Annotated in this window: 16 protein-coding genes; 8 read left to right on the top strand and 8 right to left on the bottom strand. The window is 71.4% G+C overall.

Annotated features, from left to right (window positions below; translation table 11 throughout):
• Positions 1-764: BTAD domain-containing putative transcriptional regulator (locus AB0I88_RS30135; protein WP_361032056.1), on the bottom strand; the 764-nt coding region annotated here is incomplete at its 3' end.
• 63 nt (positions 765-827) lie between these two features.
• A complete protein-coding gene (locus AB0I88_RS30130) occupies positions 828-1,868 on the bottom strand; it encodes a methyltransferase domain-containing protein (RefSeq protein ID WP_361032054.1) in 1,041 nt (346 codons plus the stop codon).
• An 84-nt stretch (positions 1,869-1,952) separates the two neighbouring features.
• Between AB0I88_RS30130 and AB0I88_RS30125 the strand changes: the two genes are divergently transcribed.
• Entirely contained in the window at positions 1,953-2,858 is a 906-nt protein-coding gene (locus tag AB0I88_RS30125; protein WP_361032051.1) for an NADP-dependent oxidoreductase, read from the top strand.
• On the opposite strand, the gene AB0I88_RS30120 is transcribed toward AB0I88_RS30125, so the two are convergent.
• Positions 2,842-3,507 carry a TetR/AcrR family transcriptional regulator gene (locus AB0I88_RS30120; RefSeq protein ID WP_361032048.1) on the bottom strand — a complete coding sequence of 222 codons (666 nt, stop codon included), beginning with the start codon at positions 3,505-3,507 and terminating at the stop codon, positions 2,842-2,844. The two genes, AB0I88_RS30125 and AB0I88_RS30120, sit on opposite strands and share 17 nt — an antisense overlap.
• Before the next feature lie 77 nt (positions 3,508-3,584).
• Between AB0I88_RS30120 and AB0I88_RS30115 the strand changes: the two genes are divergently transcribed.
• Positions 3,585-4,214 (top strand): hypothetical protein, encoded by a 630-nt coding sequence (locus AB0I88_RS30115; RefSeq protein ID WP_361032045.1) that lies wholly within the window; start codon positions 3,585-3,587, stop codon positions 4,212-4,214.
• Between the two features lie 38 nt (positions 4,215-4,252).
• On the opposite strand, the gene AB0I88_RS30110 is transcribed toward AB0I88_RS30115, so the two are convergent.
• From AB0I88_RS30110 to AB0I88_RS30100, 3 genes are all read right to left on the bottom strand, one after another.
• Positions 4,253-6,415 (bottom strand): N-acetylmuramoyl-L-alanine amidase, encoded by a 2,163-nt coding sequence (locus AB0I88_RS30110; protein ID WP_361032043.1) that lies wholly within the window; start codon positions 6,413-6,415, stop codon positions 4,253-4,255.
• A gap of 114 nt (positions 6,416-6,529) precedes the next feature.
• Positions 6,530-7,024 (bottom strand): TspO/MBR family protein, encoded by a 495-nt coding sequence (locus tag AB0I88_RS30105; protein WP_361032040.1) that lies wholly within the window; start codon positions 7,022-7,024, stop codon positions 6,530-6,532.
• A gap of 121 nt (positions 7,025-7,145) precedes the next feature.
• Entirely contained in the window at positions 7,146-7,784 is a 639-nt protein-coding gene (locus AB0I88_RS30100; RefSeq protein ID WP_361032037.1) for a TetR family transcriptional regulator, read from the bottom strand.
• A 64-nt stretch (positions 7,785-7,848) separates the two neighbouring features.
• Between AB0I88_RS30100 and AB0I88_RS30095 the strand changes: the two genes are divergently transcribed.
• Entirely contained in the window at positions 7,849-8,640 is a 792-nt protein-coding gene (locus AB0I88_RS30095) for an SDR family oxidoreductase (protein ID WP_361032034.1), read from the top strand.
• A gap of 4 nt (positions 8,641-8,644) precedes the next feature.
• On the opposite strand, the gene AB0I88_RS30090 is transcribed toward AB0I88_RS30095, so the two are convergent.
• Positions 8,645-10,333 carry an alpha-glucosidase gene (locus AB0I88_RS30090; protein WP_361032031.1) on the bottom strand — a complete coding sequence of 563 codons (1,689 nt, stop codon included), beginning with the start codon at positions 10,331-10,333 and terminating at the stop codon, positions 8,645-8,647.
• Positions 10,334-10,415: 82 nt separating this feature from the next.
• On the opposite strand from AB0I88_RS30090, the gene AB0I88_RS30085 reads away from it, so the two are divergent.
• The 4 genes from AB0I88_RS30085 (at position 10,416) to AB0I88_RS30070 (ending at position 15,302) form a co-directional block, all read left to right on the top strand.
• Positions 10,416-11,417, top strand: coding sequence for a glycosyltransferase family 4 protein (locus AB0I88_RS30085; RefSeq protein ID WP_361032028.1), 1,002 nt, complete (start codon positions 10,416-10,418; stop codon positions 11,415-11,417).
• A 161-nt stretch (positions 11,418-11,578) separates the two neighbouring features.
• On the top strand, positions 11,579-12,733 hold the full coding sequence (locus tag AB0I88_RS30080; protein ID WP_361032026.1) for a glycosyltransferase: 1,155 nt from the start codon (positions 11,579-11,581) through the stop codon (positions 12,731-12,733).
• A 2-nt stretch (positions 12,734-12,735) separates the two neighbouring features.
• Complete coding sequence (locus tag AB0I88_RS30075) at positions 12,736-13,818, top strand: glycosyltransferase (protein WP_361032023.1); 1,083 nt, start codon at positions 12,736-12,738, stop codon at positions 13,816-13,818.
• A complete protein-coding gene (locus AB0I88_RS30070; protein WP_361032020.1) occupies positions 13,815-15,302 on the top strand; it encodes a glycoside hydrolase family 130 protein in 1,488 nt (495 codons plus the stop codon). Before AB0I88_RS30075 ends, AB0I88_RS30070 begins: the two co-directional genes overlap by 4 nt.
• Before the next feature lie 23 nt (positions 15,303-15,325).
• On the opposite strand, the gene AB0I88_RS30065 is transcribed toward AB0I88_RS30070, so the two are convergent.
• Entirely contained in the window at positions 15,326-16,084 is a 759-nt protein-coding gene (locus tag AB0I88_RS30065; RefSeq protein WP_361032017.1) for a methyltransferase domain-containing protein, read from the bottom strand.
• 289 nt (positions 16,085-16,373) lie between these two features.
• On the opposite strand from AB0I88_RS30065, the gene AB0I88_RS30060 reads away from it, so the two are divergent.
• On the top strand, positions 16,374-17,399 hold the full coding sequence (locus tag AB0I88_RS30060) for a Gfo/Idh/MocA family oxidoreductase (RefSeq protein WP_361032014.1): 1,026 nt from the start codon (positions 16,374-16,376) through the stop codon (positions 17,397-17,399).
• Positions 17,400-17,713 lie beyond the last annotated feature (314 nt).

Genomic DNA, 17,713 nt, shown 5'->3' with positions numbered 1-17,713 from the left:
CGCAACGTGATCACCTTCCCGGCCGACGACCTGATGCTCGCGGTCGAGGGCGTGCACCCCGGGGTGTGCGGTGCCGACAGGGGTTCGCCGCGGAGGAGGGCGAGCTGCGCGCGGCGTACCTCGTCGGAGGGGTCTATGCCCAGTTGATCGACCACCGCGTCGGCATGGCGGCGCAGCGCCTCGAGGGCGTCGCCGCGGCACCCGGCCGCGGCGAGCGCGGCGGCCAGGGTGATCGACCCGTCCTCCCAGCACGGGTCGGCGTCCGCGGCCGGGTGAAGCTCGGCGGCCGCGTCGGCGGGCCGTCCGGCGGCGATCAGCGAGCCGGCGTGCCGGACCAGCGCGGCCCGGTACAGGGTGACGAGCCGCGCCGCGATGCCCCGGAACGGCTCCCCGGGGAACTCGGGCAGCGGCGCGCCCCGCCACAGGGCCACCGCCTCGCCGCGATCGTCACGGAGCAGGTCCTCGAAGAGGAGGGCGTCGACGGCGGAGCGGGGCAGGTTGAGGCGGTAACCCGCCGGATCCCGGGTGATCAGGCCTGGCCTGCCGAGGCGGGCGCGGAGCCGGGCCACATGCGACTGGAGGGTGTTGCGCGCCGACGGGGGCGGGTCCTCCGGCCAGAGGACGTCGACCAGCTCGGGCACACCGACCGGGCGGCCCGCGCGGAGGGCGAGAGCCGCCAGGATGGCGCGCTGGGACGCGCCGGCCAGTGCGACCGGCCCGTCCCCGCCGTCCACCTCGAAGGGGCCCAGCACCCGTACCAGCACGTTCCCGACGGTAGGTGAGGGACCCGAGGGTGCCGCAACCGAGAATCGGGGACCGGACAGTTGTCATCGCAGCCGGTAGAAGCGCCAGAAGTCGTTGTCGATGTCGAGCACCTCGGGCCGGGTGTACCCGGCCTCGCGGGCCCAGTCGAGCAGGGTGGACGCCCGCAGGATGGTCCCGTTGGCGACGACCGGGGCCTCGGCCCGGGTGGCGGGCAGGCAGTGCAGGACGCTGAACGCGTACTGGAGTCGCTCCACCTCCCCGGCCGGCGCGGTGAACTCGTCGGCGACCCGCTCGTCGGCGATGAACACGCTGCCGCCGGGCGCGAGCAGGTTCCGGGCGTTGCGCAGCACCCCGACCGGGTCGCCCATGTCGTGCAGCGCCTCGAAGATCGTCACCAGGTCGTAGGTGCCGCCGGCGGTGACCGCGTCGCCGGTGGTGAAGCCGACCCGGTCGGCGACCCCGGCCGCCGCGGCGACCCGCCGTGCCTCGCTGATCGAGTGTTCGTCCAGGTCGACGCCGCGTACCGTGATCGCCGGGTAGGCGCGGGCCAGCGCCACCGACGAATGCCCCATACCGCAGCCCAGGTCGAGCACTCGGGCGCCGGGCTGCTCCCGCAGGCGGCGGTCGATGCCGGGCACGGCGGGCAGCCACTCCCCGGCGAGCAGGTGGGTGAACATCGGGCGGTTGAAGCCGGCGATCCCGTGGCGTACGTGGCCGTACTCGGTGTAGGGGACTCCGGCGCCGGTCCGGAACGCCTCGACGACCCGCGGGGTGAGCAGGGCGACACCGAGGGCGAACTCGCCGGCGGCGCCCGCGTACGCCGGCCCGTCCTCGTCGAGCAGCACCTCCGCCACGCCGGGGCCGAGGGCGAACCCGCCGTCGCCGAAGGTCAGGAATCCGGCGGCGGCCTGCTGCTCCAGCCATTCGCGGGCGTACCGTTCGTCGATGCCGGCGGACTTGGCGAGCGTGGCCGGGTCGTGCGCGCCGTCCCGCAGCGCGGTGTAGAGGCCGAGCTGGCGGCCCAGCTCGACGGTGCAGAGTTCGAGAGCGCCGGTGAGGGCGCCGAGCAGGCGTTCGCCCAGGATGTCGGTCGGTGATGTCATGCCGTCGAGCCTGCCGGTCATCGAGTGCAGAGTTCGTGCGGAACGCTTGACCTCAACCTTTCTTGAGCTTGCAGACTGCCGCTCATGAGAGCTGCCGTCTTCGACCGTTTCGGTCCGCCCGAGGTACTCCGGATCGCCGAACTGCCGGATCCGTCTCCCGGGCCGGGTGAGGTGCTGGTCCGGGTGCGGGCCGCCGGTGTCCAGCCGTTCGACGTGGCGGTGCGCCGCGGCGCGATGCCGTGGGTGAAGGCGACGTTTCCGCAGCAGATCGGCCAGGAGTACGCCGGAGTGGTGGAACAGGTCGGCCCCGGCGTCGGCGACGTCCGGGCCGGCGACCCGGTCCTCGGCTCGACGATGCTGAACGCCGTCGCCGAGTTGCTCACCGTCCCCGCCGTGAACGTGGTCGGGAAACCGGAGACGCTGACCTTCCCGGAGGCGGCCGGGCTGGTCGCGGCCGCGCAGACCGCGAGCGGGGCGCTGCTGGAGCTGGACGTGACCGCCGGTGACGTGCTGCTGGTGCACGCCGGTGCGGGCAGTGTCGGCACGATCGCCGTCCAGTTGGCGGTCCGGGCCGGGGCGACGGTGATCGGCACCGCCGGTGCGGGCAACCACGACCGGCTGCGGGCCATGGGGGCGGCGCCCGTCCCGTACGGAACGGAGTTGATCGAAGCCGTGGCGGCCACCGGGCTGAAGCCGACGGTGGCCCTCGACGCCGCAGGCGGGGAGGCGATCGCGCAGTCGATCGCGCTGGGTGTGGCGCCGGACCGGGTCGGCACGATCGTCGACGACGAGGCGGCCGCCGAGCTGGGCGCCCGGGTGGTCCGCGCGGCCCGTTCCCCGGAGCGGCTGGCCGCGGTCGTGGCGCTGGCCGGGGCGGGCGAGATCACCCTGCCGGTGCTGCCGTTCCCGTTCGAGGAGGTGGCGGCGGCGCACGCGGCCGTGGAGTCGAGGCACGCCCGCGGCAAGGTGGTCCTCACCTTCGGGAGCTGATCCACACGCCGATGCCGTCGAGGAACCGGGCGAGACCGAACTCGAAGAGGACGCCCAGGTCGAACTCGAAATCCGAGTCCAGCCGGAACAGTTGCTCGTAGTGCGGCGCCGGATGCTGGGTGGCGAACCGCTCGAAGGCGCGACTCTGCGTCTCCAGCCACTCCTCGTCGGTCAGCCCGGTGTCCCGGACCGCCTCGGCCTCCGGTTCGAGGTTGCTCGCCACGCCACGCACGAAACCGAACAGCAGCAACTGCACCAGCATCCGGTCGGTGACGGTGAGGCCGGTCGGGTGGAGCGCACCCATCATCCACTCGCCGAAGCGGAGAGCGTTGGGCGCCGGCTGCGGCCGGGTCATCGACATCGACGGGGCGAGCCACGGATGCCGCTGGAAGACCTCCCACAGGGACCGGGCGCAACGCTCCAGGTCAGCACGCCAGTCGCCACGGTAGCGGGGCGGCACCCGCAGCTCGCCGAGCGCCGCGTCGATCATGTCGATGACCAGGTCGTCGCGGCTGGGGACGTGCCGGTAGAGCGACATGGTGGCGACGTTCAACGCGGCGGCGATCCGGCGCATCGACAGCTCGGCCATGCTGTCGCGGTCGGCGAGGGCGACGGCCGCCGCGACGATGCGCTCCCGGCTCAGGCCCACGGGACCGGTTCGTCCGCTATCTGGGCGGCTACACGGCGTATTTCACCGCTCCCGATCCGGGCGACCTGGACCACTGGATGTTGATGTTCAACGCGCCCGGAGGCCGCGTCGCCTACCTGCGGCCGGAGCGGGGCGGCACCGCGAAGGCCGGCCTCAGCTTCCGGCATCCCGAACCCAGCTACGACCGGCTGTCCCGAACCGACGCGGAACGCGTCGTCGCCGAACGCATGGCCGGCGCCGGTTGGCGAGTCCCGGACCTGCTGGCCGCGATGCCCGGCGCCCCCGACTTCTACTTCGACTCGATCAACCAGGTCCGGGTGGATCGCTGGTGGCGTGGACGGACCGTCCTGCTCGGAGACGCCGGATACTGCGGGTCACCGCTGGCCGGGCTCGGCACCAGCATGAGCCTGGTCGGCGCGTATGTGCTGGCCGGCGAACTGACCCGGGCCCGCGACCCGGAACAGGCCTGCGCCGCCTACCAACGGGAGATGGCCGACTATGTGGCCGGCGGCCTCGAACTGCCGCCCGGCGGGATGTCGATGTTCGCGCCGATGAGTCGGGCGGGGATCCGGCTCCGTGCGTTCTCCACCCGGATGATGACCCGCTGGCCGTCGCGGCAGATCCTCGAGAAGCAGTTCAGCAAGGCTGAGTCCATCACGCTGAACGACTATCCGTCGCTCGCCGCCCTCCCCTTCCACTCGAGCTGAGGCTCGGCCCGCAACGGGGCGGGCTGTCGGCAACCCGGTCAGCGGAGGTGGACGAGACCGTCCAGCACGACCGACGGGCGGCCGGCGGTGCCCTCGGCCTGGACACGGACGGTGTGGGCGCCGCTGCTGCGCCACGTCCGTGCCCACACGGCCTGCCGGTACCGGGGCTTGCCCCACCGTAGGTCCACGATTCCCTGGAACTCGCCGTCCACATACACCCGGACCCGCCCGGACGTCGAGGTGCGTGCCGCCACGAGTGCCGCCGAACTTCCGGTGAAACGCCAGGTCAACGACGATCCGGCGGCTGAGGTGGCGACGGCTTCGCCGCCGAGATGTCCCTGGTCGCGCACGGGGCGCCAGGTTCCGGTCCGCGTCGCCTCCGCTTCGGCCGACAACACGGGGGTACGGGTGACCGAAGCGTTTCCGGTGTTCCCGGCCCGGTCGGTGGCGGTCACCGACCACGTGGCGGGGTCACCGAGCCGCGCGGTGTCGGTGATGCCACGGGCGGCGCCGGTCAGGGTTTCGCCGGACACCCGTACCGATCGGAGGCCGGAGGCGTCGCTGAGTCCCCAGTCGACCCGGACCGGGGCGGTGGCGCCGACCGCGCCCTCCCGCAGCGACACGAGCGGCGCGCGGGTGAAGGCGGGCGCCTCCGGATCCGCGACGATCAGGGCGCTGGCCGTCGCGGTCCGGCCGGACAGGTGTACCGCCTTGATCGTGACCTGGTGCTCGCCGGGTGTCAGCAGGACCGCGGCCTGCCGGTGCCCGTTGGGCGCGGCCGCCGCCAGTTCACCGTCGACCCACACCTCGAAGCGGTCCATCATCCGGCTCGGGGTGTCCAGGTCCCAGGCCGGTCCGGCCGATCCCTTGGTGTAGTAGCGGCCGGCGGCGCCGGTGGCGTTGTTGACCCCTCGGTAACGCAACCCGGCGGGTGCGGCTCCCGCCACCCGCCGAATCGCCGGGAGCTGCGCGTAGAGGGAGTCGCCGGGGCATTCGGTCCGCCCGGTGTCCCGGTGCCCCGCGACGCGGTTGAGGACGGCGGTCTGCCCGGCCGGGTAGCGGTCGCTGCCGCTGGAGACCAGTCCCGCCTTGCCGAGCGGCGGGTTTCCCCAGGCCCCCAGCTTGTAGGCGGCCATCTGCGACACCGCGGCCCGGGCCGCGGCGGGAATCGGCGCCGAACTGTAGTTCCCGATCACCGCGACGGCGCTGGCGTTCGCGTTGAAGCCGAGCGTGTGTGCCCCGAGCACGGACTTGTGCACGCCGCCCGCGCGCCCTTCGAAGATCTTCCCGCACTTGTCGACCAGGAAGTTGTAGCCGATGTCGTTCCAGCCTTTGCTCTTGACGTGGTACGTCTCGATCCCCCGGACGATCGCCGCCGACTGTGCGCAGCTGTAACCGTTCCCGGTGGCGGTGTGATGCACGAACACCACGTGAACGGCCCCGGTGTACTCGGGCGGCTCCTTGACGATCGCCTCGTCGGCCCGCCAGCCGGCCCGCGTCACCATCCGCGGCACCGGCCGCAGCGGCAGCCGCACCTCGGTCGCCGTCCGGTCCGCCGTCCGTTTCTTCCGAGGCGCCGCTTCGGTCACCCGCGTCAGGGCCTCCGGCGCGGGGCTCCGCTCGGTCTCCCCGGCCGGGCTCGCGGCTGTCCGCCGGCCTTCCGGTCCGCCTTCCCCGGCGTCCGGGTTGATCAGGTCGACACGGAGGCCCGCGGGCAGCGTGGCGCTGTCCCCGGTCGCCACCCGGGCCTGGACGCCGTCGGACGGGCCCACCCACAGGGGGTCGCTCGCTCCGCGGACGTGTGCGCCGCCCGCTCCGGCCGAGGCGTCCGGGTTGTCGGTCTCCAGCGTCTGCCAGGCCGTCCACTGCCTGGTGGCGGCGTTTCTGGTGCGCACCTCGATGACCCCGGCCGGCGCCGCCCCCGGGTCGGTCCAGGTGACGCCGAGCAGGCTGAACGGTTCGGTGGCCCGCCGTGTCAGTTCCGCGCCGGCGGATCCGGAGCGGGCCGAGATCAACCGCATCGGGCCGTCGTCGCCGGCCGGCCCGGTCAGGGCGAACGTCTGCAGCACCGGTCCGTTCGACCGGCGGGCGGTCTCGGCGGGCGGATCGACGGCAGCGCCTCCGGCGATCGCGACGGCCACCGCCGGGGTGGCGGCGATCAGGGCGGCGACGAGGCGTGCGGTAAGCCGGTTGCGGCGCATAGGAACTCCCCCGGCCACCGGCATAAGGGGTCATTTCGGGTGCGCCGGCGACCACCTGACACCTTGCCGGGCACCGGCGGGGCAGGTGGGAAGTTCTGTGAAAATTGCTCGGATTTATTGATTCGCCAGCCAGATCGCGGTGTTCAGCGCGGTGGCGAAGGTGACCCACGCCCAGTACGGCAGGAGCAGGCCGGCCGCGACCCTGGAGACCGGCCGGAACTTCCACACGGTCACTCCGAGCACCGACCAGAGGACCACGATGTCCACGAGCGCGAGGCCGTATCGGCCGAATCCGAAGAAGATCGGCGTCCAGATCGCGTTCAGCACGAGCTGCGCCGCATACCAGTGGAGAGCCGTCGACCACCCGGTCCGCCGCCAGACCAGCCAGCCGCTGACCGCGATCATCACGTAGAGCACCGTCCAGACCGGCCCGAAGACCGCCGACGGCGGCGCCCACGACGGACGATCCAGACTCTGGTACTCCCCGGCGGTCCCGGCCACCCCCAGCCCACCGAGCAGGGCGGCAGCCGCCACCGCCGCCCCGAACCCGGCGAGCCCCAGCCAGGGCGACACCGCCCCGCCCCGCCTACGCGTCACATGACTGGTCATCCCCGACCGGTACCCCGTTTCCCCGTCCGCTATCCCGCTCCCGGTCGTGCGCCGGCGTTCCCGGGCCGACGGGTCACGACCACTGCGGACGGGACGGCTTCGCCCGTACCGGGAGGAGGGGTCAGCCGGGAGAGGCCGTCCTGGAAGGAGCCGTGCGAGGCCGGTCGGCGATGTCGACGTCAGCGGGGGCCCGGACCGCGGCGGCCGCGGCGTCGAAGAGGGTTTCCAGGGAGACCTCGCCGCCGCACCGGGTCCAGGCGTCGGCCGCCACGTCGAGGCAGGTGATGACGGTGGCGACGAGCGCGTCCGCGCGTACATCCGAGGGGTCTGCGGGGTCGGCGCCCAGCCGGCGGCGAACCTCGGGGGTGAGCAGCGCCTGCCATTGGAGGTGTTTCTCGATGCTGCGGGCGCGCAGCGAGGGGGTCTCGTTGACCATTTTGATGATCTTCATCATGGTCGGCTCGTCGAAGGCGGTGTCCTTGACGCTGTGCAGGGCGTTGCGCAGCGCCTCCCAGATCTCCTCGTCGCCGGGGCGGGCTTCGAGGGCCTCGCGGACGAGGTCGCCGCTGGCGATGAGGTCGCCGAGGACGACGTCCTCCTTGGTGCCGAAGTAGCGGAAGAAGGAGCGGCGGGAGATGCCGGCGGCGGCGGCGATGTCGTCGATGGTGGTGGCGTCGAAGCCACGCTCGAGGAAGAGCTCCATCGCGGTCCGGGTGATCTCGCGGTAGACGGTGTTGCGGGTCCGGGACCAGAGCGACATGCCCGCACTTTAACACGCCATGCCTCATTGACACTGAGTGCCAAAGCGGCATAGCGTGCCACCCATGGCCGTCGACTATCGCAACCAGACCACCCTGATCACCGGAGCCAGCTCGGGGCTCGGCGCCCTGTTCGCCCGCCGGCTGGCCGAGCGCGGCTCCGACCTGGTGCTCGTCGCCCGTCGCACCGACCGGCTGGAGAAGCTGGCCGCCGAGCTCTCGAACGTGACCGTCACCCCGATCACGATGGACCTGGCCGCGCCGGGCGCGGGCGCGAAGCTGAGCGCCGCGGTGGCCGAGCGCGGGCTGAAGGTGACCAGCCTGATCAACAACGCCGGGTTCGGGACGCAGCGGCTCTTCCACGAGTCCGATCCGCAGCGGATCACCGACGAGATCACCCTCAACGTGACCAGCCTGACCGAGATCAGCCGGGCGTTCATCGAGCCGCTGCGCGCGCACGGCGGCGGCGTGCTGCTCAACGTGGCGAGCATCGCCGCCTACCAGCCGGGGCCGACGCTGGCCGTCTACGCGGCGACCAAGGCGTTCGTGCTGAGCTTCACCGAGGCGCTGTGGCAGGAGTCGCGCGGCACCGGGCTGCGGGTGATGGCGCTGTCGCCGGGCGCCACCGAGACGGAGTTCTTCGACGTGGCCGGTCAGGGCGCCGACGGTGGCACCCGGCGGATGCCCGCCGACAAGGTGGTCGATCTGGCACTGCGGGCCCTGGACCGGCGCAACCCGCCGCCCAGCCTGATCACCGGCCGGGCCAACCGCCTGATGATCACCGTTGGGCGGCTGGCCGGCCGGCGGGTCACGACGGCCGCCATCGGCGCGATGATGCGCCGCAACGGCCTGCCGTGAGGTCTCAGACCGCCCGGCGGTAGACGACGGCCTGCCAGGGCTGGAGAGTCAGCCCGGCGGCGGGCCGTTCCAGGTTGGTCAGGACCAGCTCGGCGCCCTCCCACCCGTCGATCTCGGCGCGCGCCTCGACGCCGGAGAAGTTGCCGATCACCAGCAGTTCGGTGGCGCCGAGCCGGCGAGTGAAGGCGTAGAGGCGCTCGTCGTGCGGCAACAGCATGGTGAAGTCGCCGTCGGCGACCGCGGGTTCGGTCTTCCGCAGCTCGATCAGCCTGCGGTAGTAGTGGAAGACCGACTCCGGGTCGGCCCGCTGCGCTCTCGCGTTGATCTCGGTGTGGTTGGGGTTGACCGGCAGCCACGGCGTGCCGGTGGTGAAGCCGCCGTGCGGGGAGTCGTCCCACTGCATCGGTGTGCGCGCGTTGTCCCGGCCGCGGGCTCGCAACACCCTCAAGACCTCCTCCGGGGTACGCCCTTCGAGCTCCACCGCCTGCCGGTACTGCCCGAGGGCTTCGATGTCGCGGAACTCGTCGATGCCGCCGAACGGGTGGTTCGTCATCCCGAGTTCTTCGCCCTGGTAGACGTACGGGGTGCCGCGGTGCAGGTGCAGGACGGTGCCGAGCATCTTGGCGGAGGCGGCCCGGTGGGCGGGGCTGTCGTCGCCGAACCGGGAGACCACGCGGGGCTGGTCGTGGTTGTTCCAGTAGAGGCTGTTCCAGCCGACGTCGGCGAGGCCGGCCTGCCAGCGGCCGAGGATCGCTTTCAGCGCGGTGAGCTGGAGCGGGACCAGCAGCCACGGGTCGGGTCCACGGTCGACCCAGACGTGGTCGAACTGGAAGACCATGTCGACCTCACCGCGTTCCGGGTCGGTGTGCAGACGGGCCTCGTCGACGGTGACGCCGGGCATCTCGCCGACGGTGAGCAGCCCGTCGCGGCCCGCGAAGACCTCGCGGTGCATCTCCTGGAGGAACTCGTGCAGCCGGGGTCCGCCGATGAAGGCCGCGGAGCCGTCGGCGTAGGCGGATCCGGCGTTGAGCCGGCCGTCCGGGAGGCTGACGTCCTTGGAGATCATGTTGATGACGTCCATCCGGAAACCGTCGACGCCCCGGTCCAGCCACCAGCGCATCATCGCGTGGACGGCCTGCCGGACCTCCGGGTTCTCCCAGTTGAGGTCGGGCTGCTTCTTCGAGAACAGGTGCAGGTAGTACTCGCCGGTCTTCTCGTCGTGCTCCCAGGCGGGGCCGCCGAAGACGGAGCCCCAGTTGGTCGGCTCGGCGCCGGGGGTGCCGGAGTCCATGCCGGGGCGGGCGGGCCGCCACCAGTACCAGTCGCGTTTCGGGTTGTCCTTGGAGGATCGGCTCTCCTGGAACCACGGGTGCTCGTCGGAGCTGTGGTTCACCACCAGGTCCATGATGATCTTCATGTTCCGGGCGTGCGCTCCGGCCAGCAGCTCGTCGAAGATCTCCAGGGTGCCGAAGAGCGGCTCGATGTCCTGATAGTCGCTGATGTCGTAACCGTTGTCGTCCTGCGGCGACGGGTAGACCGGGGAGAGCCACAGCACGTCCACGCCGAGCTCGGCGAGATGGTCGAGGTGGTCGATGATGCCGCGCAGGTCACCCATGCCGTCGCCGTCGGCGTCCGCGAAACTGCGCGGGTAGATCTGGTAGACGACCGATTTCTTCCACCACGAATCCGTCATTGGTCTTCTCTAACACGTGAACGGCCGCGTGACCGGCGATGCATACTGACCACGTGGTTATGGGCGAAAATTCTGGTTTGTCATGAAGATCGCGCTGCTGGGGCCGATCGCCTGGCGTACGCCGCCGTTGCACTACGGCCCGTGGGAGCTGATCACCGGCCTGCTCGCGGAGGGCCTGACCGAGCGCGGTGTCGACGTCACGCTCTTCGCCACCCTGGACTCGGTCACCAAGGCCACCCTCGACGGTGTCGTGCCGACCGGGTACGAGGAGAGCGACGACATCGACGGCCGGGTCTGGGAGGCGATCCACGTCAGTCACGCGCTGGCCCGGTCCGGCGAGTTCGACCTGATCCACAATCACCTGGACTGGCTGCCGCTGGCGTTCTCGGCGCACTGCCGGACAACGATGCTGACCACGGTGCACGGCTTCTCCGGGCGTGCCATCCTGCCGGCGTACCGGCGGGCCCGGTCGCACTTCGTCTCGATCTCCGACAGTGACCGCTCCCCCGACCTGGAGTATCTGGCCACCATCCACCACGGCGTCGATCTGGGCGGGCTGCCGTTCCACGCCGACGGCGGCGACGATCTCATCCTGTTCGGGCGGATCCATCCCGACAAAGGCACCGACATCGCCATCGAGATCGCCCGGCGGGCCGGACGGCGGCTGGTGATGTGCGGCATCGTGCAGGACCGGGACTACTTCGCCGAACGCGTGGAACCCCTGATCGACGGCGAACGGGTCGTCTACCTGGGCTCGGTGGGCCCGGACGAGCGGGGGACCATCCTGGGCTCCGGTGCGGCGCTGTTGCACCCGATCCGGTTCGCCGAGCCGTTCGGGCTGTCGGTCGTCGAGTCGATGGCCTGCGGGACGCCCGTCGTCGCGTACCGGAAGGGATCGATGCCGGAGGTGGTGGACGAAGGGGTGACCGGCTTCCTCGCCGACGGCGTCGACGAGGCCGTCGCCGCAGTACGACGGATCGCGGACATCGATCGAGCGGCCTGCTCGGCACGCGCCCGGGAACGCTTCTCCGCCGATCGCATGGTCGACGAGTATCTGGCGATTTACCGAAAAATCATCAGCTGAATAGCTGGGTCTTGTTAACGTCGCAATGTGAATTGCGCGTTAAACGGTCCCTATTCCGGTACCGACTTTGCGCTGTTCACCCGCGGTGTACGGCACCGTGCCCGCGCGCGCTGAGTCCGTGCTGCGGGTGTGCAGCCGGCCGAGGAGAGAAAGGCCCAGTCATGCCCGCGACATACGGGTTTTTGAGCACTTATCCCCCCACTCAATGCGGTTTGGCGACGTTCAATGCGGCACTTGCGGTACACCTCACCGAGGGCTCCGCCGGGTCAGGCGTGGTACGGCTGCTCGCCGGCGACGACACCAGTGGGGGGATCGCGCTCGACCGGGCCGCGCCGCGGGTCGTGCACACCTGGAACACCGACCGGCCCGGCGGCTGGGTGGCCGCCGCCACCGCCTTGAACCGTTTCGACGTGGCGATCCTCCAGCACGAGTACGGCATCTACCCGGGTGACGCCGGCGGCGAGGTGCTGCCGGTGCTGCGAGCGCTGCGGGTGCCGGCCATCGTGGTGCTGCACACCGTACTCACCCACCCGGACCCGTTGCAGCGAAACGTGCTGGAGCAGATCGTGGCGGCCGCCGACGCCGTGGTGACCATGACGGACACCGCCCGGCAACGGCTCACCACCTTCTACGACGTGAACCCTCGCAAGATCACGGTGATCCCGCACGGGGCCGGCAGCCACACCGGCATCCCGCGCGAGGACCACGACCAGCCGCAACTGCTCACCTGGGGCCTGCTCGGACCGGGCAAGGGCATCGAGTGGGCGCTGCGAGCCCTCGCGTTCCTCGGCGACGTGCGCCCGCGCCCGGTGTACACGGTCGCCGGCCGTACCCATCCGAAGGTGCTGGAACAGCAGGGTGACGTCTACCGCGACTCGCTCAAGGAACTGGCCGCCGAACTCGGGGTCGACGACTGCGTCCAGTGGGCCGACACGTACCTGGACCCGGCCGAACTGTCCCGCCTGATCCGGTCGGCCGACGCCGTGGTGCTGCCGTACGACTCGACCGAGCAGGTCACCTCCGGGGTGCTGATCGAGGCGGTCGGCGCCGGCATCCCGGTGGTGGCGACCGAGTTCCCGCACGCGGTGGAACTGCTCGCCGACGGGCCGGGTCTGCTCGTACCCCATCAGGATCCGGAGGCGATGGCGATAGCCATCCGGCACGTGCTCGCCGAGCCCGGACTGCCCGGCCGGCTCGCCGGGCTGGCCGGCGGGCCCACCCTGCGCTGGCCCGCCGTGGCGGCGCGGTACCAGGCACTGGCCGCCCGGCTGATCGCCGGCCGTCGTCCGCTCGCCGCGGCCACGATTCCGGCGTAGGCATGGGGCTGTCACTGCGGCTGGTGCCGCCACCGATTCGGCTGAACGACATTCCGGCTCCCCGCTGGGACCACGTGTTCCGGCTCTCCGACGACACGGGCCTGCTCGAACACGCCCGCAACGCGATCGCCCGGCGCGAGCACGGCTACTGCGTCGACGACGTGTCCCGGGGCCTGCTCGCCGCGGCCCGCGAACCCCGGCCCGGGTCCGACCTGGTCCGGCTGGCCGAGCGGTACCTCGCGTTCCTCACCCACGCCCAGGGCGCCGACGGCGGGTTCCGCAACCGGCTCGGTTACGACCGCCGGTGGCTGGACGAGCCGAGCCTCGGCGACTGGTGGGGCCGGGCCATGTGGGGCCTCGGCACCGCCGCCGCCCGCGGACCGTCGGCGTGGATCCGCCGGGAGGCGGCCAACGCGTTCCGGCAGGGTGTGGCCTGCCGGTCGACCTGGCCGCGGGCCATGGCGTTCGCCGGGCTGGGCGCCGCCGAGGTGCTTCGCGGGGATCCGCGCGACCGGCCCGCCGCCGACCTGCTCGGCGACGCGGCCACGGTCATCGGCACGCCCGGCCCGGATCCTGAGTGGGTCTGGCCGGAGCCGGAACTCACCTACGCGAACCCGGCGCTCGCCGAGGTGGTCATCGCCGCCGGCGACCTCCTCGGCGACGAGGCCCTGCTCGGCGACGGCCTGCGGATGCTCACGTGGCTGTGCCGGATGCAGGAGCACAACGGCCACCTGTCCACCGTGCCGGTCGGCGGGTGGCGGCCCGGCGAGCCGCGCCACCGGCACGACCAGCAGCCGATCGAGGCCGCGGCCACCGCGGACGCCTGCGCCACGGCGTCCGCGGTCACCGGCGACGACGGCTGGGATGCCCCGCTGTTCCAGGCCATCGCCTGGTTCTTCGGGGACAACGACACCGGAACGGTGATGTACGACGCCGAGACTGGCGGATGTTATGACGGATTGACGGCCAATGGTCCTAATCTGAACCAAGGAGCCGAATCCACTCTCGCGCTCGTCTCCACGCTGCAGCATGCCCGCACGCTGGCGAGCCGGAGCGCGACCCGACCGTCAGGCGGCCTAGCGTGACCGCAACCGTGAACACCACCGACATCACCCGTCACAACCTCACCATGGCGCCGGACGGCCGGCGCGTCGTCATCAAACTCTTCGTCCCCGGCGAGGACGCGCAGGTCGCCCACAACCGGGCCTCCTGCCTCATCGAGCGCATCCTGCAGCTCGACGAGACGCACATCGGCACCCTGCTCGACGACGTGCTGAGCCGCTTCTCCGGTCGGCACCACGACATCCTCGGCGTCTTCCAGCACCACTACGAGGTGGTACAGCACCGGGTGCCGCCGGAGATCGAGCTGTCGCCGTCCGCGCGCACCCTCATCGGGGCGTACTTCAGCCACGAGTTCTCGGTCGAGGCCGCGGCGCTCTGCAACCCGTCGATGGTGCCGCACCCCGACCAGAGCGATCTCGCACCGGGCGAGATGCGGGCCGCGCTCAGCCTCCGGCAGATCGGTGAGGGCCACATCTCGTCGATCGGCTTCTGCAGCGTGGTGCTCGGCCCCGGGGCGACTCTGCGCCTGGAGGACCGCGAAGGCCCCCTGATGATCGGGAACCGGGTCGGCGCCAAGCACATGAAGCACCAGCTCGTCGCGGCGCTCGGGGACGAGGACATCGACAACGAGGCCGCGGCCTACGTGATCAGCGCCCTGCCCCAACGCTACGACGACACGGTGTTCGAGGAGGTCATGAGCCACCTGCCGGCCGAACTGCTGGCCCGGCCGACCACCCCGATGACCCTCGAGCTGATCCGCCGGGTCGTCGGCGACGACTACGCGGTGACGTTCCCGGCCACCACCCCGATGCACCAGCGGGTGCTGTGGCCGGCCACCCCGAGCGAGAGCCGCGGCATGGAGGACGCGCGGTTCGTGCAAGTGGTGGACCCGGACGGGCGGCCCGCCTACCAGGCGACCTACACCGCCTACGACGGGTTCAACATCTCCGGGCGGGTCATCTACTCGAGGGACCTGCGGCACTTCGAGGTGACCACCCTGCAGGGACCGGCCGCCCGCAACAAGGGCATGGCGCTGTTCCCGCGCTACATCAACGGAAGAAAGATGGCGCTCTGCCGCTCCGACGGCGAGACCCTCGGCCTGGCCGTCCGCGACGATCAGCACCGCTGGCAGCCGGCCGGCCCGCTGCTCGTGCCGCACCGTGGCTGGGACCTGATCCAGGTCGGCAACTGCGGGTCGCCGATCGAGACCGAGGCCGGCTGGCTGGTGCTCACCCACGGCGTCGGCCCGATGCGGCGGTACGCCATCGGCGCCATGCTGCTCGACCTGGAGAACCCGGAGCGGGTCATCGCCGATCTGCCGCAGGGACTGATCGATCCGGACGAGTCCGAACGGGAGGGGTACGTGCCGAACGTGCTCTACTCCTGCGGCGGGATGATCCACGACGGACGGTTCTGGCTGCCGTACGCCTCCAGTGACGTACGGATCAGTTTCGCCAGCATGCCGCTGGACCGACTGCTGCACCGCATGCAGCCGGTCGGCGGTTGAGCGGGGCCGGCACTGTCCCCCGGTCAGCCCGGAACAGTGCCGGTCACCACCCAGATGGTGAGCACCGCCAGAAACGTCCCGCTCGCCCCGGCCGCCTCCACACAGGCAAGCCACTCGTCACGCAGCCCCGGCGGGGTGGCCCACACCTCCTCGGGAACCTGCGGGTTGACCATCGGCAACACCACGGCGGCCGACTCGGGTGTGCCGAAGAAGCAGGTCACCGGGGTGGCGGTCAGCCGGCTCAGCCCGGAAGCGACCAGCCGCCGCCGCAGCGTGCGCCCCATGTCGTGCTGCCTCGGGGTGAAGTTGCCGCGCACGTGCGCGAGCACCACCTCGCCCAGGCCGGCCGGCATGCCGTCGAAGGCGAGCGAGTCCCAGTCGGTGTCGATCAGGCAGATCCGGCCGCCGGGCCGGGTCACCCGGATCATCTCGCCGATCGCCCGGTCGGCGTCGTCGACGTGCTGAAGAACCCGCTCGCACCAGACCCCGTCGACGCAATCGTCCGGCAGGTCGAGCGCGCTGACGTCACCGGTCAGGTAGCGGACGTTGCTGCCGTCGTGCCGGTCGACCGCGGCCGCCGTCAACGACGCGGAATAGTCGACGGCGAGGACGTCGCCGTCTCCGCCGACCGTCGCGGCCAGCAGCCGGGCCACGTCACCGGCGCCGGAGCCCGCGTCGAGCAGCCGCTGCCCGGCGGTCGGCCGGAGCGAGTCGTAACCGACCCGGCGTACCCGCTGGATCTCCGGATGGCGGCCCATGGCGACGAGCACCTCCAGCACCATTTCTGACATCTGTACCGATAGACGGTCGATGTCGGAAAAGGGCGTCCGGTCCTTCTGCGCGGGTTCCATCCCGCAATTGTTCATCTCCGCGCCACCGTTCGTAGCCACTCGTCACCCATCCGACAGGCGATACACCTGCCCTTTCGCTAGATCGACCGAATTTTGTGCGGCCTCCGCACACGTCCGGGCGAAGGAATCAACCCACACGGACCGCCCTGTTTCCGGCATCACAGGTAACCAGTGGAATCACAGGCAACAGGTTGGCAACCGATGTGTAAAACTTCCGGGCATGATCGAACGGGTTAAGTTCGGGCTGGTCGGCTACGGCACCGGCGGCCGGGTGTTCCACGCGCCGCTGATCGCGTCGGCGGCGAACATCGATTTCACCGGTGTCGTCACCACGTCCGAAGAGCGGCGGGCCCAGCTGGCGCAGGAGCTTCCAGGCGTCGCGGCGTACGACTCGATCGCCGCGCTGGCCGCCGACGGTGTCCAGGCGGTGGCCATCTCCACGCCCGCCGCCACCCATGCCCCGCTGGCGCAGGAAGCGATCGCGGCAGGCCTCGCGGTCGTCGTCGACAAGCCTTTCGCCCTCGACGCGGAGACCGCACGCAAGCTGGTCACCTCCGCCGAGGAAGCGGGCGTACCGCTCACCGTCTACCAGAACCGGCGGTGGGACTCGGACATCCTCACCATCCGCAAGCTGATGGAGAACGGTTCGCTCGGCACGGTCCGCCGGTTCGAATCGCGGATGGAACGCTGGGCGCCCGACCGGCTGCCCAAGGACGCCGGCGGCGGCACCCTCCTCGACTTCGGTTCCCACCTGGTCGACCAGGCGCTGCAACTGCACGGCCCGGCCACCCGCGTCTACGCCGAGGTGCACGGCCCGGACGGCGGCCTCGACGACGACTTCTTCCTGGCCCTGCACCACGCCGGCGGCGTCGAATCCCACCTGTGGGGCAGCTGGCGCCAGGCCGGTCCCGGCCCGCGTTTCCGGGTCAGCGGCACCGCCGGCACCTACATCTCGCCCCTGCTCGACTGCCAGGAGGAGGTGCTCAAGTCCGGCAAGAACCCCGCCAAGCTCGGCGACCGCTGGGGCATCGAACCGGAACACCGCTGGGGCCACCTCTTCCGCGGCTCCACCGGCGCCCCCGTCGAGAGCTGCCGCGGCCGCTGGGACACCTTCTACCCGGCGGTGGCCTCGGCCGTCCTCGGCGAGGGGCCGCTCCCGGTCGACCCGTGGGACTCGGTCCGCGCCATGGAGATCCTCGACGCGGCCCGCATCAGCGCCACCCAAGGCGTCGCGGTCACCCTTTAAGGGCCTCACGTAGGCGCCGCCGGGATCCCCCCGCCGACCCGCTCAGACATCTGGCGGCGTCGGACAACCTTCCCGCCGGTCGACGCCTGCTGGTTCCCTCAACCATCCCCAAACCCCTCGACAATCGAAAACGAGGACACCCGCTGTGGGCGTGGCTACGCCCACAGCGGGTGTCCTCGTTTTCGGATATGCGGGAAGCCGCATCTCGAGGGCGCGGCTTCTTAACCCGCCACGGAGCGTCCCCGCCCGGCCGGGGACCCCGCTGCGGGGCCCGGCCACGCACCCGCTGTCGTTCGGCTGTATGCCGGGCGCGA

It is taken from the genome of Actinoplanes sp. NPDC049802, assembly GCF_040656595.1.
In the GTDB taxonomy this organism is placed as follows: domain Bacteria; phylum Actinomycetota; class Actinomycetes; order Mycobacteriales; family Micromonosporaceae; genus Actinoplanes.
The sequence above is the reverse complement of the archived record's forward strand: the minus strand, read 5'-3'. Positions and strand labels throughout refer to the sequence as shown.